Below are 22,487 nucleotides of genomic sequence, written 5' to 3'. Positions count from 1 at the left end.
TTAAATTAATATAACCACAATTTAGATAATCATATAATTAATTAGATGATTATCTAATTAATATTTTTATCATATTATAAAATTAGATACTTGTCAAATAAATTAGATGCATTTATGATATGTATTTATTTTGATAAAAAAATCTCTCAGCTATACTGAGAGATTTTTTTATAATAATATACTATTAAGTTCATCTATAAAATTTTTTAATTGAATTTTATTTAAATGGTAGTATACCCTACCTTGTTTCTTTTCTACAACAACCATGCTATATTCCACTAAGGATGACATATGATATGAAACTGTAGCTGGAGTAAGCTTTAAAGCTTCAGCTATTTCCAAACTATATTTAGGACCAGCTTTTAAAAGTGATATTATTTCTAATTTGCTTTTATCACTTAAGGCTTTTAATTTTAAAACAAGTTCTCCCTTGATCCCCATGCAATTAATGCACTCTTGGGATATAAGCTCATATAATACTCCCATAAAATATGTATTTTTAAACTCAACTAATGAAGCACCAAATGCTAATGTAGGAATTACACTAATCTCATTATCATTATTTTTTATAATATTATTTAATATCTCGCATTTATCTGAATTAACATATTTAATATAATTACTTAACAATTTAGATAATGGTTTCTCAATAACTTTATAAGCTTCATTATATGCATTTCTATTATCTTCTATTATCTTAATTAGAGATTTATAATACTTCTTAGGATCATTTAAAATAATCATTAACTTCCATTTAGTATTCTCTTTAAGATCTAGTCCTTTCAAAAACTCCATTATATTATTTAATGTACTAATACAATCTATAGTCTTTTCATCCTCAAATATCTCATTATAAACATCTAAAATTATAGATTTAAACTGTTCATCTGTTATATTATCTAAGGAATATATTAAATCTTCATTGTTAATTAAAACAAAGGCAATTAACATAAAAATAGATGCATCATCTTCATCAAAAAAGAATACTTCATTTTCATTAATAATCTTATATTTATCAAAAGTTTTTATATATTTATCAATTATCTTAAAATTTTTCTTTATAATTAATTCTCCATTAACTCCATCATTGTTAAGTTCTTGTATTGCCGCATCAATAATTTCTTCATAGTTATGACTCATATAAATCAATCCAAACATTTCATAAATGGGATCTAATTTATCAAGTATTTTAATTCTCATATTACTCACTCCCATAAATTAGTTTACTAGAATATTCATATTATATCATAAAAATGCTATGCAATGCTTCTTATACTAATTCACTGCAAGATACTTACAATTCCACTCACTATGTGCTAAACTTTGTGTATTCGTTTGTATAACCTCCTTTGTTTTCATTTTGGTTGGCGAACCTAATTTGAGTTTAACAAAGGAGGTTTCTTATATTTTCCCTATCTGTACTTTATTATTTGTTCTTTAATTTAAACTAGCTTCTCCGCCATTATTCCTGTAAGATTTAACTTTTCAATTCTTTTCGCTATGTCTGCGTTGTCTATGGAATACAGTCCTATTTCTTTCAGTCTCTTAAAATATTCAGCTCCTGCGAAGGTGTATCTTTTCCTTCTTCCTTCCTTTGTTTCCATTTGACTATTTGCATAAGATATTATATCTCCTATAGCAGTAGCTTTTGGAAGGATTAATAAAGGCATTCCTAAATGGTATCTTACTGCATTGTGTCCTGCTAAAGAACCAGTGCACATAGCTTCCGTATGACCTACAAACAAGCCTGATTTTTCACCTGCACAGAATAAATTATCTAAGCCTTTGACTCTCATATCATCAGATCTTTGTGCTACTGAAAGATATCTTATGGAATTTGCTTTACCTCCTGCATATGGATCAATGTACTTCGCTTTTTCTAGCCCTTTTATTTTTCTTAGTTTATCTAAAGGATAAAAAGGTGTCATTAATTTTATATGGCCTGTATCTAAGAGTACTATATTCTCTGCGAACTCTCTTAAAGCATATTGTTGGCATACTTTAAGTTTTAATTTATCAATATTTATATCTTCTGGCGGTACTTTTAATACTACGGATCCTTTCTCTTCAATTTCTTTTAATAGCTCTTCTCCTATGCTTTCTTTACAAAGCTTACAAGAACCACTAAAAGCTCCATAAACATCTTCTTCTCTTTCACCTTGAAGATCTTCCACTCCTGCTCTAGCACTAATACTTACCCTTGGTCCAAATGCTGGACACCTAAGCACACACATGGAGCATCCATTTCCATATCTTAAGCAATTACCCATAGGTCCTGTGGATCCGGTGGCTTCTATAAATACATCGCCTTTTACATAGGTACCATCTGAAAGATATATTCCTATTATCTTATTTCCATCCTTTTCTACATCTACAACTCTGGTCATAAAGTTTAGCTCTATCCCCAAGTTTGCTAAATGATTTCTTACATCTGGTTCTATTTTGTTTACATCGTACAGCCAGGCATGCCCATGTCCTGGAAATTCTATATTTTTATGTCTAGTATTTCTATCTGTTATATTGATTAAGTCTCCTGCACCTAAGTTAATCAATTCTTCAGCCGCAGTGTATCTTCCATTGTTTCTCATTATTCCTCCCACGTTACCTAATCCAATTAACATATCAGTCTTTTCGTATAAAACAACTTTTGCTCCAGCCTTTTGAGCTGCTATAGCTGCAGCACATCCTGCCCATCCTCCACCAATTACAATAACCTTCATAGTAATTTTCTTCCCTCCAAAATATTTCTTGGATCTATTTGAAGTTTACAAGATCTCTCAATATTAAAATACTTATTTTTTACACTACAACTTCCACATACTCCTTCTCCGCAGCACATTTTACCATTATTACAGCAAGAAAATTCAACAGTCTCTCCTATTAAATTTAATACATTATAATTAACTATATCTGCTGCGGATGAATGTACTATATTAATCTTTTCATTCTTTAATATAGATATTAGTATATTTTTAAACTCAGAAGGTATCTCTCCTTTTTCATTTATAACTGTAGTGTATATTACTTCACAGTTATATTGTTCAATATATTTTTCAATAAATATGTTTTCATAAGGTTCTCTATCAATTAATACATATATTTTATTATTATTTGCATATAGTTTTTTTAGTACTGGTACTATAGGTGCTTGACCTATACCCCTACTTATTACAATAGCGGTCCCATCTTTACTTTTATCTAAATTTTTTAATCCTAATACTCCATTCCAGTAGGGGCCCTTTAATAAAATTTTCTCCCCTTCTTTTAAAAGATCCAGATTTTTAGTTTTTACCCCTTTAACTTCAATAGCTAAAACTACTCTATTCTCTTCTATATTTACTTCCATGACAGAAATTGGAGTGGAAAAGAAATATTCACTATCTGGCTTTCTTAAAAATACGAAAGCTCCGGGACTATTTAATTCTTTAGCTAATTTATGTGGAACGGATATTGTATAAAGAGCTAAATCTTCATAAATATATTTTTTATTTAGCAAAATACACTGAATTTCATCTCTTCCATCCTTAGCCTTTTCTCCATTCCAAACAAACTCTTGATAAATACATACTCCTTTCCAATTAATACAATCACAAAAATCTTTCCCTCTTAATTGCGAACATAAAAGGCATTCTCCACTTTCTGCTAAATGGCAAGGACAGTATTCACTTCCTGCATCTATACAGTCTCTTACCTCATAGTTCATTAATAATCCTCCTGGCAATTGCTAAACTTATAATACTAATTTATTTTATATTTACTATTTTGTTACTAAAAAATAGTAATTTAAGTTTTTTCTTTGAGCGGACAATTCCCTCTCTATTTCTGGATACAGTTCACATATTTCAGCTTTCTTTTATATTTTTAATAAAAATATTATTGACAATTTTTCACTTATACCTACAACTTCTTCTCCATAAAAGTCGAATAATATATATTTAAAGGAGTTTTAAATTCTATTTTCTTGTATATTTTATTTTCTTTTAATATTTAAGTTGAAGTTTTTATCAGATGTTAATTTATTTGATGAATGCTGTTTTAGCCACTGAATTCGCATGTTGCGGACATTTTTTAAATATGATATACTCATTTTGTTAGCAAAGATTTTCTAAAATTCAAAAAATTTAATATTGATAGGGGGAAAATGTATGAGCAAACAATTTAAATTGGGTTTGATTCCAAAAATTATAATCGGTATTGCCTTAGGTGTAATTTTCGGTAAATTCTTCCCAGAAGCAATTATCCGTATTTTTGTTACTCTTAGTTCAATTTTTGGTAGCTTCCTTGGATTTATAATTCCATTGTTAATTCTTGGCTTTGTTACCTCTGGTATTGCTGAGCTAGGCACTGATGCTGGAAAATTACTTGGAATAACTGTTGGAATTTCTTATGGATTTACACTCATTTCAGGTTTATTTGCCTATTTATTAGGAAAAACACTATTACCAAAAATAATTACTGCTAGCACTACTGCTGCAATCGGTGAGGCTGGTAAGGATTTGGCACCATTCTTCAAAATGGAAATGCCTCCAATAATGAGCGTAACTACAGCTTTAATTCTAGCTTTTGTTTTAGGGCTAGGTATTTCAGCAATTAAAAGTGAGCCACTTAAAAAAATAGCTTTTGATTTTCAAGCTATAATTACAAAAGTGATTGAAAACATTATAATACCTTTATTACCATTGCATATTTTAGGTATATTTGCTAACATGACTAAAACCGGACAAGTTTCAGCTGTATTTGCAGTGTTCGGCAAAGTGTTTATAATTGTAATTTGTGCACATATAGCAATTATAGTATTCCAATTTGCAATAGGTACAGGCATAAGTAAAAAGAATTTATTTACTTGTTTAAAATTACAAGTACCTGGATATCTTACTGCTTTAGGAACTCAATCATCAGCTGCCACAATACCTGTAAACGTTAAATGTGCTGAAAATATGGGTATTTCTAAAGGTATAAGAGAATTTGCTATTCCTCTTTGTGCTACTACACATATGTCAGGAAGTACAATTACATTATCAATATGCGCTATGTCAGTTATGATGTTAAACAATATGCCAGTTGAATTTAATAGTTTCTTTGGTTTTGTAGCTATGCTAGGAGTATCAATAGTTGCCGCTCCTGGGGTACCTGGTGGAGCAGTTATGGCTTCCTTAGGGGTTTTACAAAGTATATTAGGATTTAATGAAGGCATGTTGGCTTTAATGATAGCTTTATATATAGCTCAAGATAGCTTTGGAACAGCATGTAATGTTACAGGCGACCAAGCTGTAGCTATGATAGTAGATACAATTGATGGTAATGCTAGTAGTAAGCAAACTGCGTCTATGTAGTAAATATATTTGATAATAATATAAAAAATAAAAGTGACTTAGATTTCTAAGTCACTTTTATTTTTTCACTACAATTCTAGAAAATATTTTTATAGCAATAGGCATTACAGTAATTACAGTAACCAATCTCATTAAATGTAATAACGCAACTTTAGATATATCTGCTCCATATGCTTCTGAAATTAAAGTCATATCCGTAATACCTCCTGGTGCACTACTAAACAATGAGGTTATTAAATCAACACCTGTAACCTTATGTATTATAAAACCTAATATAAGGCTAAATACGGTTAATCCTAATACCAATATTACTGCTGGTAATATTAAACTTTTTAATTGCTTCACACTATCCATGGTGAAATTTAACCCAATCATGCCGCCTACCACTATTTGGCTTAACAACTTAAAGTTATATGGTATATCTCCTTTTCCAGTATATATATTATAAATAGCTACGGAGACCATAGCTCCAACTAAAGCTCCTGCTGGTATCTTAGCCTTAATCCCAATATAACCCCCAAGCAATGCAATTAATAATGTGTATATTATCTTATCCAAATTTATCCCCCCATTTTGAACTCTATATTTATTTTACCACTTCCTTTCCATATAACAAATTATTTGTAACACATTGTAAGTTAATTTCATATTTTTTAATATCAGATATTATATTATAGGAGGCTCAATTATGGCTATAAATTTAAACTCCTTACACTATATTTATTTGTTGTTCATTATTGCTATATTTCTATTTATGGTATTTAAAAAAGATATCACTATTTTATGTGTTATAGGTATTTTTACATTAGGTATCTTCGCTACAAGCTCTTTACCTGCTGCAATAACCGGAGTATTTAATAGCTTTGCTTTGGCAATAACGGAACTATTAGGTACTATTTTAATTATATCTTTAATTACCGCGATGGGCGTTATTCTAAATAAGACTGGCATAAATGAAACCATTGTACATCCTTTTACTAAACTGATGCGAACCCCAACATTAGCATACTGGATAATAGGCATATTTATGATGATTATATCCTTATTTTTCTGGCCTTCACCAGCTGTAGCTTTAATAGGAGCTATGTTGGTTCCTGCAGCTATTAAAGCTGGACTTCCTGCTCTTGGAGCTGCAGTTGCTATGAATTTATTTGGTCATGGTATAGCTCTATCAGGAGACTTTGTAATTCAAGGGGCTCCAAATCTTACGGCTGATGGTGCTGGTATTGCAGTTGGTGAGGTTTTATCAGCTTCCATACCTTTAGTTGTAGTAATGGGTATTGTTACCACCTCGATTGCATTTTTTATGATAAAAAGAGATATGAAAAATGGAAGTTTATCTTTAGATAAAAATGATTACGCCCTTAATGATTCTGATCTTGAATTCTATAACTTAATCAGTCCAAAACTAAAAAAAATCTTTGCTGTGACAATAATGCTAATGTTTGCCTTTGATATTTTTCTCATGTATAAATTAAATCTTCAAGGTGGAGATGCTACTGCTTTAATAGGAGGCACCGCTCTATTTATTTTAATATTAATAACCATTTTTGTTAGAAAAAAAGATGCATCCTCTCTTGTTATTAACTATATTGTAGAAGGCTTTACCTTTGGATTTAAAGTTTTCGGCCCCGTTATACCCATAGCTGCATTTTTTTATCTTGGTGACTCTGGATTTATTAAAGTGTTTGGCGATGTTTTACCTAATGGTTCCACAGGATTAGTTAATGACTTAGGAATATATCTTGCAAACTCTGTTCCATTAAATGCTCCAATAGGTGCCACTACTCTAACTACCGTTGGAATAATAACTGGCCTTGATGGATCAGGATTCTCAGGAATTTCCTTAGCGGGATCAGTGGCTAAAATATTTGGTATTGCCTTAGGCAAAGGTACTGCAACCTTAACAGCTTTAGGCCAAGTAGCTGGTATTTGGGTTGGAGGTGGAACCATAATCCCATGGGCTCTTATTCCTGTAGCAGCTATATGCAATGTTGATCCATTTGAATTAGCACGACGTAATTTTAAACCTGTAGCTATTGGATTGGTAATAACCACAATACTGGCCATGTTCTTAATTTAATTACCTAAATGTTGACTTCCGTTATATGCTTCCAATATCTTTTAGGCATCATTCTTTTTTGAAGTTTTAAATTAGTTCTTTCTTCAATAGAAACGCTTAAAAAATATTCTTGCCACAGTTCATTATATAAATCATCTTTGCCTATTTGAGGAATGTCTTCTAAATTTATATTGCAAAAAATCCATTCTCCTTTTAATTTAGAATATATTCCTCCAATATTTCTTTTTACATCATGTATAATAAAATCTTGACACTTAAATCTTTCTTTAAAATGTGGCATTATCAGTTCTAATATATTATAATCGGGCTCAATTGCACTATAGTACAATTCCTTCCCTAAATTTTGAAATCTAACAAAGCCCAACATTCTATGTTTTTCAATTTCAACTTTTCTAACTATATTATGTACATCACTAACTATTGGATTATGTAAATGGATGTCTATATCTTTGCCTACTTTAAATGCTAATTTAGTATAATCTAATATTAAATTTTCCGCCCCCTCCACTTCTGACATATAAATTAGAAATATATTATTTATAAAGGAACTAGCTAATTTACTTTTCATAGCTCCATAAACCTTTTCGTATTTTTCTTTACTATTCTCAATTCTAATAATATGATAAAGAAAATTATATGTATAATCTCTTTCTTTTATTATTTTTTCTGGTTTATATCTATTATAATAAGCTTCATAAATAACTGTTAAAAGCCCTTGGAAACTACCATCATAAGTATATACTACCATTTCATCACCTCATACATCCCCTAATAGTATCCTATGTTTTTCTAACTCAAATAATGATATTTGATGATAAGTATCCTTTGGTGTTCCATTCAATATATAATTTTTTATACTTTCTTCATCAAACTTAATCTCACCAAAATACTTACCTTTGCAAGTTATGAAATATTTAGCTCTTTTTAGCACCACACCTATTTTCTTTAAATCATCAAAATCTATAGAGTGAACCTTTCTAATTTTAGTAATTTTATTAACTGATGTAACACCAACTCCTGGTATCCTCAATAAATCTCTAGGGGAAGCTTTATTTATTTCTACAGGAAAAAACTCTAAGTGATTTAAACCCATTGAGTTTTAGGATCAAAGTCTAAACTTAAGTTTGGGGCTTTGTCATCTAAAATTTCTCCTGCTGAAAATCCATAAAACCTTAATAGCCAATCGGCCTGATAAAGCCTATGTTCCCTCAATAATGGAGGGTTCTTAATTGTTATTAATCTATTGTCTTTTGTTACTGGAACGAATGCAGAATAATAAACCCTCTTTAAATCATATTTATTATATAGATTTTCCGAAAGGTTTAATATATCCTTGTCACTTTCTTTGGTTGCTCCTACAATAAGTTGAGTACTCTGTCCTGCTGGAACAAAATTAGGAGAATTTTTATACTTAATTTTTTCTTCCTTGTTATTGTGAATATGTTTGTTAATGAAGGACATGGGCTTGATTATACTACTAATCTCCTTTTGAGGTGCTAATAATTTTAAACTATTATTACTTGGCAATTCAATATTAACACTTACCCTATCAACTAATTCCCCTAGTTTTTTTATTAATATTTCATCTGCTCCTGGTATTGCCTTCATATGTATATATCCATTGAATCTATAAACTTTTCTCAATAAATAGGCAACCTTTAATAATAGTTCCATAGTATAATTAGGATTCCTATATATGGCTGAACTTAAAAATAATCCTTCTATAAAATTTCTCCTATAAAAGTTCAGTGTAATATTTACAATTTCTTCTGGTGTAAAAGCAGTTCTCTCAATATCATTTGAAATTCTATTTACGCAATAAGCGCAATCATAACAACAATAGTTTGTTAAAAGAATTTTCAATAAGGATATACATCTCCCATCCTGAGTAAAACTATGACATATTCCTGATGGGTTAGCATTTCCTAGACCGTCCTTTTTATTTTTTCTATTGCCTCCACTAGAAGAACAGGACACATCATATTTTGCTGCATCTGAAAGTATTCTAATCTTTTCCTTAATATCCATATCATCACCCTACAATAAAATTATACTATAATTATACAGAACATATGTTCTGTTGTAAAGTAGTTTATACTTTAAAATAAATAAAAGCTTTAAAAGTAAGTCTAAACTTACTTTTAAAGCTTTTAAGTTGCATTTCCTATGATTTATTATTTTATTTAAATAAATCCTTAAACATCTCTCCAATAGTAAAGCCTTCTTCAGTATCATTATACTGTTTTAATTCTTCCTCATATGGATTGCTTGCACTCTTAATGCTAAGAGACATCCTTTGTGCTTTTCTATCTATATCTAATATCTTCACCTTAACTTTGTCGCCAATGTTTAATACTTCCTCAGGCTTAAGTACTCTTTCATCGGATATCTCACTTACATGAACTAGTCCTTCTATTCCAGTAGTCAGTTCCACAATAACTCCAAAATCTAACACCCTAACTACCTTTCCTTCTAAAATATCCCCTATCTTAAAATTTATATTTTCCCATGGGTCATCTTTTACATCTTTTAGCGCTAAAGAAATCCTATTTTTGCTCTTATCAACACTAATTATAAATACCTCTACCTCATCATCTGCTGACACAACTTCTTCTGGTTTATTTACCCTTTTCCATGATAAATCATTTAAATGTATTAATCCTTCAACTCCACCTAAATCAACAAAAGCCCCATATCTCATTAATTTTGTTACTTTTCCTTTTCTTCTTTCTCCAACTTTTAATGTACTCCAAAGCTTTTCTTTAATTTCTTCCTTTTCTTCCATTTGAATTTCTTTGGCAGATAGTACAACTCTCTCTTTTTCCCTATCAAATTCAATTATTCTAACCTTTAATTCTTCTCCTATAAATGCAGATGTATCTTTTACAAATTCAATAGAAAGTTGTGATAATGGGATAAAAGCCCTAATTCCTTTTATATAAGCCACTGCTCCACCTTTTACACTTTCTTTAACCTTAACAGTGATTATATCTCTATTTTTATAATGCTCTTCTAACTCATTCCAATTGCTTACTACATCTGCTTTTTTCTTTGAGAGCAATACATTTCCTTCTCCATCGTTTATTTCTAATATGTATACAAGAATTTCTTCTCCTACTTTTAAAGCTTCCTTTGGACTTATCTCTCCTTGAAAACTTAATTCATCTTTAGATATTATTCCATCTGACATATATCCTATGTTTACCAATGCTTCGTCATCATTTAATGATATTATTGTGCCTTTAACAATATCTCCTTTTTTAATTTTTTTCATAGATTTATCTATACTATCCATGAATTCTTCCATTGAAATATTCTTCTGCTCTTCCATGTATATCTCTCCTATCTTAAGATTTTATCAATTATTACTAAATATATTATACCAAATTTTTATAAAATAAAAAGGAACCAAATTATTTTGGTTCCCTATGCTTGTCTATTTTGCTTCTTCTAAAGCTTTGTTAACAGCGTCTATAACTGCCTTACTTGATACAGTTGCTCCTGATATAGCATCAACTTCTGTTGACTGTTTCTTAATTATTTCAGGTATTAAATTTTCCTCAACTCCATCAAATATTCCTTCAGTTTCTTTGTGATCAGTAACTTTAATATCCTCAATTTTGCCATCAGCAACTTTTACATCTACAGTTAAATCTCCATTATGACCTTTTGCAGTTGCCTTGTAATCTCCATCTTTAAAAGCCGTTTTGCTTCCGCCACCACAAGCTACTAATGTTAATCCTAAAGCTGCTATCATAACTCCAGCTAAAAATCTTTTTTTCATGTTGTTACCTCCTAATATATATACTTAAACTATTTTACCATTATTGTAGCATTTTTTCCAGCAATTCTTCCAAAAACTATTAGATCTGCTAAAGCATTTCCTCCTAGTCTGTTTCCGCCGTGTATTCCTCCTACTGCTTCTCCTGCTGCATATAAACCTTTTATAGCTTTACCTGATTCATCTAATACTTCTGTGTTTGTATTTATCTTCAATCCGCCCATAGTATGATGTACTGCTGGTTCAATTTCTATTGCATAATATTTTCCATCTCCAAAATCTATTGGCATGTCTGGTCTACTAAAATCAGTATCTTTCTTGCTATTTACATATCCATTATAATCTGAAACAGTTTTCTTCAATGCTGCTGGGTCAATATTCAATTTTTCAGCTAAATCCTCTGGTGAATCTCCAACAACTACTAATTCCATTTCAATATATTTTTCTATAGCTTTTAAACTTTTTCTTACATTATCATCGAATAATAAGTAAGCTGTTTTTTCTTTTTGCTCTAAAATCGCCTTAGATACTACGTCTCTTGTTCCAATTTCATTTACAAATCTTTTTCCATCACGATTTACTAATATTGCACCATTACCTCTAACAGCTTCTGTTATCATAAATCCATTTTTAGGCACTACCGTTGGATGAGTTTGAATCTCTTCCATTTGAGTAAGTTGAGCGCCTAATTTTTCAGCCATTAAAATTCCATCCCCAGTAGCTCCTGCATGGTTTGTACTTCCAAATCCTTTTAATTTTTCATCGTATTTAACAAACATTTCTTCACTACCGCCAAATCCACCAGTTGCTATTATAACTGCTTTAGCATCTATTGTATATTCCTTACCTTCTTTGTCTAAAGCTTTAACTCCTTTTATATTACCTTCATCATCTTTTAAAATCTCTGTGGCTTTATTCATTGTTCTTATATCTATTTTCTTTTCCTCAGCTGTACTCTTTAAAGTTTTAACTATTTCAGAGCCAACTTCTCCACCACCTGTAGGCCTATGAGCTCTATCTTCACTAGCTCCTCCTAATCTTCCTACATCAGTTAAATCTGCTCCTAAACCTGCTAACCATTCTACCGCTTCAGCTGATTTATCAGTAAGCAATTTAACCAATTCGGGCTCGCCTTTATCGTATCCACCCTTCATAGTATCATTATAAAATTTCTCAGTTGTATCATTTATGTTCTTTTCCTTTTGGAATTTAGTTCCTGATGCATTTATACCACCAGTAGCTCTAAGAGTATTTCCTCCAACTATTGGCATCTTTTCTAAAACTATTACATTTGCCCCTTCATTTTTAGCTTCAACAGCTGCAGCCAGTCCTGCTCCACCTGCACCTATAATTACTATGTCTGTTTTTTCAGAATTGGATGTTGTAGGGTTGCTACTTCCACATCCTGCTAATACTGTAGTAGTTATCAATGCTGCTGTTACTAATGACATTAATTTCTTAAACTTCATTAATATGCTCCTCTCTAGTTCCTTGATATGATTATTATATTGTTAAATTAATAACATATCAATATTTTATACATATTAATGTTTTTGTTCATTTTGTTCTGAAATTTACAAATTTATCTTGTACATGTGTTTAGGTCTTCCTACCTTTCCATATTCTAATTTAATACTTAACTTGTTTTCTTTTGACATGCATTCCAAATATCTTCTAAGGGTAATTCTTGCCATGCCAAGATCTCCTGCGATTTCATCCGCCGTAAAATATTTATCTCCTATTGTATTTATATGATTCCATATTTTAGAATAGGTAAATCTATTTAATCCTTTATCTAAATCTTCTATAGAATCACTATATTCTTTTTCCTCTTCTTCTTGAGCAACATTGTTAATAAATTCATCAATAGTACTTTGTTCTATTAATTCAGTACTTTTTAATTTCTCATATCTTTCTCTATAACCTTTCATTGCTTCTTCAAATCTTTGGAAAGTAAAAGGTTTGATTAGATAATCTACTGCTCCATACATAAAAGCTTCTCTAACGGATTTTTTACTTTTATCTGCAGTTATAAGTATTACATCACAATATATTTCAGTTCTTCTTAAATATTTGAGAAAATCCAACCCATTTTCCCTAGGAATATAAATATCTAATAATATTAAATCTGGTTTATCTTTATTAATATAATCATATGCTTCTCTTAAACTTCCAACTGCTTTACTTAAAGTAAATCCTTGAATTTTTTTTAGAAATTTAGCATTTATGTCCCTAACCATAGGATCATCTTCTACTATCATTACTTTTATCATTATCTCTACTCCCCTTCATTGGTATTTTTACTATAAATCCAGCTCCATCACAATTATAGTAGCTTATTGTCCCATTTGTTCTGTCAACAATATTCTTAACTATATACATTCCATATCCTCTCTGACCTTCTTTTGTAGAAGTGCCTCTATCAAATATTTTTTCTTTAATGTTCTCCTCTATACCTGGTCCATTGTCTTCCACTATAATGTTCAAAAATTTATCATCATTATATATATTAAGCTTAACCATGCCACTACCATCTATTTTTACTGATTCTATGGCATTATCTATTAGGTTTCCTACAATTGATGACAGATCATCAGAACTTAATTCTTCAGGCAAAAAATCCAACTTTGATTTATCAGATATTATGAACTGAACTTTTTCCTCTTCTGCTTTATTATATTTTGACAATAATAACCCCTGTAAGTGTGAGTTGTTAATATCTTCATTTAATATTTCACTAATTTCACTTCTTTTATTGCTAATCTCTGAAATATATTCAACTGCTGTATCGTATTCTTCTAACTGTATTAATCCTGAAATTGTATGCAACTTGTTCATAAACTCATGATTTTGAGCTCTTAGGGACCATAGTATTTTTTTTATACCAGTTAACTCCTCTGCTAGTTCTTTCACTTCTGTTAAATCTCTAAAATTAATAACTACTCCTAAAAATTCTTTATTATAATCCATAAGCGTATTATAATTACATATAATATTTATATGACTATTTATTCTATTTTCAACATTCTTTAAAGATATCTTCTTATCTAATACCTCTAATATGAAATGGTCATTTATATAGTTTAATATATTTTTACCTAAGTCCTCCTTGTTTAATGACAATAATTCCGATGCTGCATTATTATAACTAGTTATATTCCCCTTTGTATCAACAGCGATTATTCCTTCCTTTATACTTTCTAACATGGCCTGTTTTTGGCCTAATAAAATAGCTATTTGCTCTGGTTCTAAGCCAAATATACTTTGCTTAATACTGTAAGCTAATAATGACGCACCAAGGATTCCAATGGCTAATCCAAGTATCAAAAAAGGTATGAATTTTGATAGTTTTTGATAGATTTCTTCATTTATATTTCCTATTAGTATACCCACTGATACCGCTCCAACTTGAACACCATCTTTATATACAGGCGCAAATCCTCTTAATGAAGGTCCTAGTGTTCCCACAGCTTCTGAAACATAGCTTTCACCAGCTGACAATACTAAGACTTCATCTCCACCTACGAAAGTTTTACCTATATTCTCTTCATAAGGGTGTGAATATCTCATACCATTCATATCAAAAACTACTATAAATTGCACATTAGTTTTCAATCTCAATCTTTCCACATAGTATTGTATTGGAGCATGCCCATTTTTCTTACCTAAATTATCCTTAACCACATCTATTGTTGCCACAGTTTGAGCAAGTTTAATTACCTCTTTCGATCTTTCTTCTTTAATTAAATTCTTCATTTCTTTAAAAGAGAGATATCCTGTTAGTGTCATTACCATAAATAATATTACTGTTATATATAAAATTATTTTTCTTTGAAGTTTCATGTATCCTCCTAAGTTTTACAGTTCACCATTAAAGACATTACTAAGTATTTGGTACATCTCCTCTTTAGTTGGTTTCACAGGATTTACCTTTGTAGAACCTTCCATTGAATTATCTACTAATATTTGTAGTTTACTATTAAAATCTTCTTCTGTAATTCCTGCTTCTTTAAATGATTTTGGTATGCTCAATTTTTCATTTAACCTCACAACTTCCTCTATAAAATCTTTTTTCATAATAATTTGAGCAAGTTTATTTAACTTATCATTGACTATTTTATCTCTGCTATTGAATTTTAATACATAAGGTAATGCTATAGCATTTATTAACCCATGACTTAAGTTAAATTCTGCTCCTATGGCATGAGATATACCATGTGCCATGCCTAATCCTACATTAGCAAAGGCAAGCCCCGCCATACATTGATAATAATGCATATTTTCACGACTCTCTTTGCTTCCAACCTCATATGATTCAAGGAGATTTTTAAATATTCCTTCCACTGCACCTTTTGATATGACTTCAGTAAATGGATCTAAGCCCTTATTAATATAGCATTCTACTGCATGAGTCAAAGCATCCATTCCCGTTTCAGCGACTATATGTTTTGGCATAGATAATGTTAAGTTTCCATCTAATATTGCCACATCTGGAATAAAGGCATTGGTCTTCAATCCAATTTTTCTGTTTTTTTCTTTAAATGTAAGTACAGCCGCCTTTGTAACTTCACTTGCCGTACCAGATGTGGAAGGAATAAATATCATTTTTAACTTCTTTCTCTTTTCAGGAAGTTTTATAGATGATATCTGCATTAAATCAATATCTGGATATTCAAATAATAAGGCCATTACCTTTGCTGCATCCATAGCTGATCCTCCACCTACCGCTATTAATATCTCTGGATGAAATTCTTTCATTCTTTCTAGTCCAATTAATACATCTTCTAAATTAGGATCACTTTTAACTCCGCTATGAACATAACAACTACAATTGTTGTCCTCTAATATGCTTTGAATTTTACAAATTGCTCCATTATTAAACATGGAGCTACCTCCTGTTACTATGAATACTTTTAAATTTTTAAATCTGCTCAAGTACTTAATTGATCCATCACCTATTATAATTTCTTCTCCACCTAAAATGAGATTTTTCATAATTTATATACCTCCATATTTTTATATACTTTTTAATTCTTTATTAATTCTAAATAATAAATGGATAAAACCTTTACTACTCTTAAGTATTATTTTAATAGAGTCCTTTGTATTAAAATAGCACTTGTTATATTTATTATATCACTAAAAAGTACCATAAATACCATAAGCACCGCCGTAAAACCACAGATAACTATACAATTTTACTCTACAATATAAATATACAATAAAATAATAAAAAGCAGAAGTCAAAGCCCTCTGCTTAAAATTCATTTTTTATTTCTCATCATAATTCTATCAATTAAACCAACTTTATAATATTTATCTGACTCCAGTGGTTTTTTATAGATTAATTTATCTCCTTCAAATATATAAATACTTCCTACTTTATCACCTTTATATATATTATGTTTTATATATTGGGGCACTTTAATAACTGTTGAGTAATCCTTATCCTTTCTTATTGGTATTACAATATCATCGTCACATACTAAGTTTACTTTACCTCTTTCTTGTGGTGCTACACCAACTTTATCTCCCTTGGAGTAAAACTTTTTATACTCATAGTTATCCTTAACATACTTATTTATTTTGGCTGTATCGTTCCACCTATCTGGCGAATTTAATACTACGATTACTACATCACTACTATCAAATTTTACAGAGGTTACAAGACATTTTCCAGCTCCTCCTGTATATCCTGTCTTTACGCCATTCGCTTCAGGGATTTGCCAAAGTATCTTATTTATATTATGGTAACTTCTTGTAAATCCATGCTCCTTACCATCTACATCCTTTGCACTAACTATCTTATCAAAAAGAGGATGTTTCTTGCTCTCCGAAGTTAATATGGCTAAATCATAAGCTGTTGAATAATGTTCTGGATCATCTAAACCATGTGGTGAATGAAAGTGAGTATCTATCAACCCTATTTTGGATGCATATTCATTCATTAGCTTAGCAAAATCCTCCACCGTTCCACTTATTCCCTCTGCTATGGCTATAGCAGCATCGTTTCCTGACCTTAGCATCAATCCATAGGTAAGCTCTTTAATTGTAATTTTCTCACCCTTTCTATAACCTACTGTAGATCCTCTTATGCCTGCTGCTCTGGAAGATATCTCAACTTCTTTATCTAAATCTCCATAATCTAAAGCTATTAATGCAGTAATAATTTTTGTGGTACTTGCCATAGGTACTATTATCTCTGAATTTTTTTCTGCTAAAACAATTCTAGAATTACAGTCTAATGCTATATATGCCAAGGAATTTATCTTTAAATTTTTATTTTTGGGTTCTACAGCGCTATAAGCATATACATTATTCCAATTTACCGAAAGTAAAAAAAAGAACATTAAACTGAAGGAAACAATAAATTTTTTAAATCTATTGTCCATTTTACCACCTCTTCCTCTGTTTATTATTTTTTCACACAATTATTTTATTACCCATGTAAATGCTTCCATAATCTTTGTATAGTTTCTACTCTTGTGGTTATAATTATAAGGGATTAAATGGAGGAGTTAACATGTTTAAACTATTGGTGTTTATTATATCTATATGCATTATTACTATTATCCCAATTCCTATAAAATTTTATTTATTTTATGATTTAAATATTCTAAAAATAAAGATATTCGGTAAAAATATTAAAATGGATTCAAAAGAATTAGGTGAAAAAGGAAAAGAGCTAAAAGGGATAACAGAACAAAAAAAAATCACCTCAAGTGACATTAAAATAATTTGGCTTACTTTAAAAAACAATAAATTAAAGCCCGTTTTAAAATTACAAACTAATTTAATATATGGTTTAGATGATGCCGCAATAACTGCAATATTCTTTGGTTTAATACATTCTATTTATTCTTTTATAGAACACTCAATTACATCAATGTTTAAAACTAAAGATATAGATTTTAATTTAACTCCTGAATTTAATAAATTTTTTTTAAATTTAGAGCTAAAAGGAATAATTTATGTAAGTTTAGTTAAAATTATCTATATATACATATTGTTTAGGAAAAATTACAATAAGAAAACAAAAGATGTAGAAGGAGGTATTGTATATGGATAATCATCCAATAGAAAACTTAATGAAAAGCACCATGGAAAACTTAAAAAACATGATAGATGTTAATACTATAGTTGGAGATCCGGTAGAAACTAAAGACGGCTCTTTTATAATACCAATATCAAGAGTTTCCTTTGGATTTGCTTCTGGAGGCAGTGAATTCAATCAATGTCTTTCAAAAGAAAACCAAAAGTATCCATTCGGTGGAGGTTCAGGAGCAGGAGTTACTTTAAAACCAGTGGCCTTTTTAGTGTTAAAAAATAATAGTGCAAGACTACTTCCGCTTGACTCCAACAGTTCTTATGATAGAATAATTGATACTGTTCCACAGTTAGTAGAAATGTTTCAAGAATATATGGGTAAAAATAAATGTGAACAAAATTCCTCCTCAAATATAAAAGAAGAATAAGGCTACTCTTTTGAGTAACCTTATTCTTCTTCATACATATTCAATACATCCTCTAAATTAGGCATTTGCTCTAAGCTTTGAAGTCCAAAGTTTTTCAAAAATTCTTCAGTGGTACTATAAAGTATTGGTCTACCTGGCACATCTAATCTTCCACATTCTTTTATTAGTTTTTTTTCTGCTAAAGTTTGTATAGCTCTATCACTTTTTACTCCTCTTATTTCATCAATATCTATTCTAGTTATAGGTTGTCTATAGGCAATTATTGCCAAAGTCTCTAATGCTGCCTGCGATAAAGATTGTCTAATATTGGTTTTTAATAACTTTTGGAGAAAAGAGGAATTTTCTTTCTTCGTGCATAATTGAATGCTATCATCCAATTCTAAGAGTCTTATTCCCCTGTCTAAAGCCTCGTAATTTTCTTTCATATTATTTATTAATTCTCTTGTAAAATTCAAACTGCAATCTAATATATTACTTAATTCTCGTATTTTTAAAGGTTCACCACTAGCAAACAGCAAAGACTCAATTACAGAAATATATCTACTTTTATAACAGTTCCCTTCCACATCCATTTGATTTAAATTTACATTATTCATCATCATTGCTCCTTTCTACAATTATTTCTAGAAAATTTCCCTCTTGTACTACTTGTACAGTTTTAAGTCTTATTAGTTCTAATAAAGCTAAGAAAGACACAACAACTTCTATTTTACAACTACATCCTTTTGCTATTTCATTAAATGTAGTTCTTTTATTTCTCATAATAAAATCCTTAATTATAAGCATCTTATCTTCTATCTTATATTTATCTATAGGTATTTCTTTTGGTATAAGATCTATATTTATTTTATTTGCATATATCCTTATGAGTTCATTATATAAATTATATAAATCTAACATTGTTATATTTTTAAAAATATTTTCCTCTTCTAAGGGCTTTTCTTCTTCAATAACTTCAGGCTTTTTAGTAAACATAACTTCCTCTGAAGTCATTTTATCTCTTAAAAAAGCAGCAGATGCCTTAAATTTTTTATATTGAATTAATTTTTCCAATAGATCTCTTTCCTGATCCTTTTCTTCTAATGTCATAGCAGTTTCATCATTTAATTCCTTAGGTAGTAATTCCTTTGACTTTATATTTATTAAAGTAGCAGCCATCAATATAAATTCTGATGTTATTTCTAAATCCATCTCCTTCATTGAATTTATATATTGTATATATTGATTTGTAATTTCCGATACCTTTATGTTATATATGTTAAGTTTATTTTCCTTTATCAAATGCAACAGTAAGTCAAAAGGACCTTCAAAGTTTTCTATCTTTATATTTAACGCCATCTCTTATCTCTCCTAAATGTTTTTTCAAGTAATCTTTGTCCTCTTTTATACCAATACACAATTTAACTTTTTTAATCCACTCTATTATATCCCCAATTTCTTTTCCTTTTATGTCACTTAATCCTCTTATGTAATTTCCATCAAAAGATAATTGAATATCTTTTAAACGCTCTTCAAAATTTATTATTTTATATTGTAATTTATTATTCCATGCTAAAATTATCCTGTAATAGTAAGATGTTTTCTTTAATAAATTATATATATTATAGTTATTTTTGTGAAGATGCAGACTGCATTCAACATCCTCTTCATACAAATATTTATTCATTGCTATTTTCAACTCTTTATCCACAATTGAGCTCTTTGTAAAAATCTCTTTATCTTCTTTTTTATTCATGGCATAAAAAATATTTAGCATTTTTATATGATTATTGTATGAATTTTCAATGGGATTTACTTTACCCAATAAGTCATAGTTTATATTAAAAATATCTAGTGCATTTAGATGCATTACACATTCTTTCCATTTATCTTCATTACATATTAAACATAATTCTTTTATCATCCTATCTGTGCTAATAGTTTTTAAAATTCCATCTTTTACGCATCCTACTATTTCATTTTCGTCCACTAGAGTAAAATCATACCTTTGACTATATCTAATTCCTCTCAATATTCTTGTAGCATCTTCTAAATAGCTATCTTTATGTACTTTTTTTAATTCTCCTTTAAATAAATCTTTAATGCCGAAATGATTATCTATTATTTCATTATTTAACAGATTATATGCTATAGCATTTAATGTAAAATCTCTCCTGTAAAGATCATCATGTATGCTACTTGGTGTAACTATCGGGAGAGAACCATAAAATGGATATATCTCTTTTCTACACCTTATAATATCAATACTTTCCCCATTTTTAAAATGCAATGTAGCTGTATAGAATTGGGAATGATATGAATATGAACTTAAATATTCCTTCGTTAATTTAATCACTATCTGAGGGTCTCCTTCAATTGCTATATCTATATCCCTTACTTCTTTATCTAAAAGCAAATCCCTAACTGCTCCTCCCACTAGGTAAGCATTTATGTTATTGTTTTTAAATATTAGGATCAATAAATTAATAATATAAGATTTATTCTTATTTAACTTATCAATTAACTTTTCTTTCAATTTAAGCTCCCTTTCAAAAAATATATGATAGTCCATAGTAGACTATCATATATTTTATAATTATACTGCATTATTAAAAAGGTTTTTAAAATTAAATTTTAAATTATCTAAAAAACCTGCTTTTTTAATATCTCTATCACAATATATTTTAACTTTTCCAATCAACTTTTCATTTGAATATATTTCGCAAACCCCTACTACTTCTCCTTTATTATAATGCTTCTTATCTAAATTTACTACACACTTTTTAGTAACTTTATCTTTGCTTCCTTTTTCTACTATATAGTTAAAATTTTCTGACGCCTTTGCTATAAAATAATTTTCTTCATTTTTGCCCAATTGTACTTTTTCTACATTATCATCTTTAGTCAATACTTTTATACTTTCAAACTTAGAAAAACCATAGTTCATTAGCATGCTAGCATCTCTATTTCTTACTTTATAAGTAGGAGCTCCCATTATAACAGTAAGCATTCTTACTTCATCCCTTACTGCTGTGGCAGATATACAATACATAGCTTCATTTGTAAACCCAGTTTTAAGACCATCACATCCTTTAAAGAATCTGACTAATTTATTATGATTTACTAATCCTATTGGGCTTTTTCTTCCCTCTGAAATTGTCTCCATATAGGTTCCTGTATATTTTAATATTTTAGGATGTTTAATAAGTTCTACTGACATCAGAGCTATATCGTGAGCTGTAGTTAAATGTCCTGGAGCGGATAGCCCACTAGGATTTTTAAATGTGGTATTTTTCATCCCTAATTCTTGTGCTCTATCATTCATCATCTTTACAAATGCCTCTTCACTACCTGCTATGTATTCCGCCATAGCTGTAGCAGCATCATTACCAGAAGCTATTGCTATTCCTTTTAATATTTCTTCAACTGTTCTAATTTCTCCTGTATCTAGTAACATGCTGCTATTACCATTTTTACCTTTATTCTTAGCCTCTTCGCTTACTGTTATTTTATCCGTAAGTTTTATTTTACCTGAATCTACAGCCTCCATAGCAATGAGCATAGTCATAATTTTAGTAACAGATGCTGGTGCTAATTTTTCATGAGGATTTTTTTCATATATTATTTTCCCAGAAGTAGGCTCTATAAGTATTGCAGAAGATGCTTCTACATTTATTCCCTCACCTTCAGCTTTTACCTCTGATGGTAAATATGCGCCTTGCACAGTTAAAAATGTAAATAAAGACAAAAGGCTAAGTATCTTTTTAAATTTTATCTTCATAGTTATTTCTCCTCCTTTCAAAAATATTTTTCCCAGCACATTAAATTTTATCCGT

At 29.8% G+C, this 22,487-nt stretch carries 20 protein-coding genes and 1 pseudogene; 4 read left to right on the top strand and 17 right to left on the bottom strand.

Going from position 1 to position 22,487, the window contains the following annotated elements; translation table 11 throughout:
- Nucleotides 1–168: 168 nt before the first annotated feature.
- From RYO54_RS01125 to RYO54_RS01115, 3 genes are all read right to left on the bottom strand, one after another.
- Nucleotides 169–1,200 carry a winged helix-turn-helix domain-containing protein gene (locus tag RYO54_RS01125; protein WP_315114692.1) on the bottom strand — a complete coding sequence of 344 codons (1,032 nt, stop codon included), beginning with the start codon at nucleotides 1,198–1,200 and terminating at the stop codon, nucleotides 169–171.
- 242 nt (nucleotides 1,201–1,442) lie between these two features.
- Nucleotides 1,443–2,720: an FAD-dependent oxidoreductase gene (locus RYO54_RS01120; RefSeq protein ID WP_315114690.1), complete on the bottom strand. Its 1,278-nt coding sequence runs from the start codon at nucleotides 2,718–2,720 to the stop codon at nucleotides 1,443–1,445.
- A complete protein-coding gene (locus RYO54_RS01115) occupies nucleotides 2,717–3,703 on the bottom strand; it encodes a sulfide/dihydroorotate dehydrogenase-like FAD/NAD-binding protein (RefSeq protein ID WP_315114688.1) in 987 nt (328 codons plus the stop codon). The genes RYO54_RS01120 and RYO54_RS01115 overlap by 4 nt, the downstream gene beginning before the upstream one ends.
- A gap of 442 nt (nucleotides 3,704–4,145) precedes the next feature.
- Here RYO54_RS01115 and RYO54_RS01110 point away from each other — a divergent pair, with 442 nt between their 5' ends.
- The gene (locus RYO54_RS01110) at nucleotides 4,146–5,333 is read left to right on the top strand and encodes a dicarboxylate/amino acid:cation symporter (RefSeq protein ID WP_315114686.1); all 1,188 of its coding nucleotides are present in this window, start codon (nucleotides 4,146–4,148) and stop codon (nucleotides 5,331–5,333) included.
- Between the two features lie 57 nt (nucleotides 5,334–5,390).
- On the opposite strand, the gene RYO54_RS01105 is transcribed toward RYO54_RS01110, so the two are convergent.
- Nucleotides 5,391–5,891: an AbrB family transcriptional regulator gene (locus RYO54_RS01105; protein WP_315114684.1), complete on the bottom strand. Its 501-nt coding sequence runs from the start codon at nucleotides 5,889–5,891 to the stop codon at nucleotides 5,391–5,393.
- Nucleotides 5,892–6,021: 130 nt separating this feature from the next.
- On the opposite strand from RYO54_RS01105, the gene RYO54_RS01100 reads away from it, so the two are divergent.
- On the top strand, nucleotides 6,022–7,416 hold the full coding sequence (locus RYO54_RS01100) for a hypothetical protein (RefSeq protein ID WP_315114683.1): 1,395 nt from the start codon (nucleotides 6,022–6,024) through the stop codon (nucleotides 7,414–7,416).
- A 4-nt stretch (nucleotides 7,417–7,420) separates the two neighbouring features.
- On the opposite strand, the gene RYO54_RS01095 is transcribed toward RYO54_RS01100, so the two are convergent.
- From RYO54_RS01095 to RYO54_RS01055, 9 genes and pseudogenes are all read right to left on the bottom strand, one after another.
- Complete coding sequence (locus RYO54_RS01095; protein WP_315114682.1) at nucleotides 7,421–8,164, bottom strand: TIGR03915 family putative DNA repair protein; 744 nt, start codon at nucleotides 8,162–8,164, stop codon at nucleotides 7,421–7,423.
- Between the two features lie 9 nt (nucleotides 8,165–8,173).
- Nucleotides 8,174–9,444: pseudogene (locus RYO54_RS01090) on the bottom strand (putative DNA modification/repair radical SAM protein).
- Between the two features lie 151 nt (nucleotides 9,445–9,595).
- On the bottom strand, nucleotides 9,596–10,747 hold the full coding sequence (rpsA, locus tag RYO54_RS01085; protein ID WP_315114681.1) for a 30S ribosomal protein S1: 1,152 nt from the start codon (nucleotides 10,745–10,747) through the stop codon (nucleotides 9,596–9,598).
- A 105-nt stretch (nucleotides 10,748–10,852) separates the two neighbouring features.
- Complete coding sequence (locus RYO54_RS01080) at nucleotides 10,853–11,200, bottom strand: FMN-binding protein (RefSeq protein ID WP_315114680.1); 348 nt, start codon at nucleotides 11,198–11,200, stop codon at nucleotides 10,853–10,855.
- A 29-nt stretch (nucleotides 11,201–11,229) separates the two neighbouring features.
- Nucleotides 11,230–12,666 carry a flavocytochrome c gene (locus RYO54_RS01075; protein ID WP_315114679.1) on the bottom strand — a complete coding sequence of 479 codons (1,437 nt, stop codon included), beginning with the start codon at nucleotides 12,664–12,666 and terminating at the stop codon, nucleotides 11,230–11,232.
- 105 nt (nucleotides 12,667–12,771) lie between these two features.
- Nucleotides 12,772–13,470, bottom strand: coding sequence for a response regulator (locus RYO54_RS01070; protein ID WP_315114677.1), 699 nt, complete (start codon nucleotides 13,468–13,470; stop codon nucleotides 12,772–12,774).
- The gene (locus tag RYO54_RS01065; protein WP_315114675.1) at nucleotides 13,442–15,040 is read right to left on the bottom strand and encodes a sensor histidine kinase; all 1,599 of its coding nucleotides are present in this window, start codon (nucleotides 15,038–15,040) and stop codon (nucleotides 13,442–13,444) included. The genes RYO54_RS01070 and RYO54_RS01065 overlap by 29 nt, the downstream gene beginning before the upstream one ends.
- Nucleotides 15,041–15,055: 15 nt before the next feature.
- The gene (locus RYO54_RS01060; protein WP_315114673.1) at nucleotides 15,056–16,192 is read right to left on the bottom strand and encodes an iron-containing alcohol dehydrogenase; all 1,137 of its coding nucleotides are present in this window, start codon (nucleotides 16,190–16,192) and stop codon (nucleotides 15,056–15,058) included.
- 269 nt (nucleotides 16,193–16,461) lie between these two features.
- Nucleotides 16,462–17,589: a D-alanyl-D-alanine carboxypeptidase family protein gene (locus RYO54_RS01055; RefSeq protein WP_315114671.1), complete on the bottom strand. Its 1,128-nt coding sequence runs from the start codon at nucleotides 17,587–17,589 to the stop codon at nucleotides 16,462–16,464.
- Nucleotides 17,590–17,720: 131 nt separating this feature from the next.
- Here RYO54_RS01055 and RYO54_RS01050 point away from each other — a divergent pair, with 131 nt between their 5' ends.
- Nucleotides 17,721–18,266, top strand: coding sequence for a DUF2953 domain-containing protein (locus RYO54_RS01050; protein WP_315114669.1), 546 nt, complete (start codon nucleotides 17,721–17,723; stop codon nucleotides 18,264–18,266).
- Complete coding sequence (ytfJ, locus tag RYO54_RS01045) at nucleotides 18,259–18,672, top strand: GerW family sporulation protein (RefSeq protein WP_315114667.1); 414 nt, start codon at nucleotides 18,259–18,261, stop codon at nucleotides 18,670–18,672. The genes RYO54_RS01050 and ytfJ overlap by 8 nt, the downstream gene beginning before the upstream one ends.
- A 20-nt stretch (nucleotides 18,673–18,692) precedes the next feature.
- On the opposite strand, the gene scpB is transcribed toward ytfJ, so the two are convergent.
- From scpB to RYO54_RS01025, 4 genes are read right to left on the bottom strand one after another with little or no spacing between them, the layout of a single operon-like run.
- Nucleotides 18,693–19,268 (bottom strand): SMC-Scp complex subunit ScpB, encoded by a 576-nt coding sequence (gene scpB, locus RYO54_RS01040; protein ID WP_315114665.1) that lies wholly within the window; start codon nucleotides 19,266–19,268, stop codon nucleotides 18,693–18,695.
- Nucleotides 19,261–20,010 (bottom strand): segregation/condensation protein A, encoded by a 750-nt coding sequence (locus tag RYO54_RS01035; protein WP_315114663.1) that lies wholly within the window; start codon nucleotides 20,008–20,010, stop codon nucleotides 19,261–19,263. The genes scpB and RYO54_RS01035 overlap by 8 nt, the downstream gene beginning before the upstream one ends.
- Complete coding sequence (locus RYO54_RS01030; protein ID WP_315114661.1) at nucleotides 19,979–21,187, bottom strand: CCA tRNA nucleotidyltransferase; 1,209 nt, start codon at nucleotides 21,185–21,187, stop codon at nucleotides 19,979–19,981. The genes RYO54_RS01035 and RYO54_RS01030 overlap by 32 nt, the downstream gene beginning before the upstream one ends.
- A 60-nt stretch (nucleotides 21,188–21,247) precedes the next feature.
- Complete coding sequence (locus RYO54_RS01025; RefSeq protein ID WP_315114659.1) at nucleotides 21,248–22,432, bottom strand: D-alanyl-D-alanine carboxypeptidase family protein; 1,185 nt, start codon at nucleotides 22,430–22,432, stop codon at nucleotides 21,248–21,250.
- Nucleotides 22,433–22,487 lie beyond the last annotated feature (55 nt).

The organism is uncultured Clostridium sp. (genome assembly GCF_963515715.1).
GTDB lineage: Bacteria > Bacillota > Clostridia > Clostridiales > Clostridiaceae > Clostridium_AW.
Note: the sequence above shows the minus strand (reverse complement) of the source record. Positions and strands in the feature narration are given on the sequence as shown.

Excerpts from the sequence above, each read along its gene's own strand:
- RYO54_RS01125 (WP_315114692.1), bottom strand. The coding sequence starts at position 1,200 with ATGAGAATTAAAATACTTGATAAATTAGATCCCATTTATGAAATGTTT.
- RYO54_RS01120 (WP_315114690.1), bottom strand. The coding sequence starts at position 2,720 with ATGAAGGTTATTGTAATTGGTGGAGGATGGGCAGGATGTGCTGCAGCT.
- RYO54_RS01115 (WP_315114688.1), bottom strand. The coding sequence starts at position 3,703 with ATGAACTATGAGGTAAGAGACTGTATAGATGCAGGAAGTGAATACTGT.
- RYO54_RS01110 (WP_315114686.1), top strand. The coding sequence starts at position 4,146 with ATGAGCAAACAATTTAAATTGGGTTTGATTCCAAAAATTATAATCGGT.
- RYO54_RS01100 (WP_315114683.1), top strand. The coding sequence starts at position 6,022 with ATGGCTATAAATTTAAACTCCTTACACTATATTTATTTGTTGTTCATT.
- RYO54_RS01095 (WP_315114682.1), bottom strand. The coding sequence starts at position 8,164 with ATGGTAGTATATACTTATGATGGTAGTTTCCAAGGGCTTTTAACAGTT.
- rpsA (WP_315114681.1), bottom strand. The coding sequence starts at position 10,747 with ATGGAAGAGCAGAAGAATATTTCAATGGAAGAATTCATGGATAGTATA.
- RYO54_RS01080 (WP_315114680.1), bottom strand. The coding sequence starts at position 11,200 with ATGAAAAAAAGATTTTTAGCTGGAGTTATGATAGCAGCTTTAGGATTA.
- RYO54_RS01075 (WP_315114679.1), bottom strand. The coding sequence starts at position 12,666 with ATGAAGTTTAAGAAATTAATGTCATTAGTAACAGCAGCATTGATAACT.
- RYO54_RS01070 (WP_315114677.1), bottom strand. The coding sequence starts at position 13,470 with ATGATAAAAGTAATGATAGTAGAAGATGATCCTATGGTTAGGGACATA.
- RYO54_RS01065 (WP_315114675.1), bottom strand. The coding sequence starts at position 15,040 with ATGAAACTTCAAAGAAAAATAATTTTATATATAACAGTAATATTATTT.
- RYO54_RS01060 (WP_315114673.1), bottom strand. The coding sequence starts at position 16,192 with ATGAAAAATCTCATTTTAGGTGGAGAAGAAATTATAATAGGTGATGGA.
- RYO54_RS01055 (WP_315114671.1), bottom strand. The coding sequence starts at position 17,589 with ATGGACAATAGATTTAAAAAATTTATTGTTTCCTTCAGTTTAATGTTC.
- RYO54_RS01050 (WP_315114669.1), top strand. The coding sequence starts at position 17,721 with ATGTTTAAACTATTGGTGTTTATTATATCTATATGCATTATTACTATT.
- ytfJ (WP_315114667.1), top strand. The coding sequence starts at position 18,259 with ATGGATAATCATCCAATAGAAAACTTAATGAAAAGCACCATGGAAAAC.
- scpB (WP_315114665.1), bottom strand. The coding sequence starts at position 19,268 with ATGAATAATGTAAATTTAAATCAAATGGATGTGGAAGGGAACTGTTAT.
- RYO54_RS01035 (WP_315114663.1), bottom strand. The coding sequence starts at position 20,010 with ATGGCGTTAAATATAAAGATAGAAAACTTTGAAGGTCCTTTTGACTTA.
- RYO54_RS01025 (WP_315114659.1), bottom strand. The coding sequence starts at position 22,432 with ATGAAGATAAAATTTAAAAAGATACTTAGCCTTTTGTCTTTATTTACA.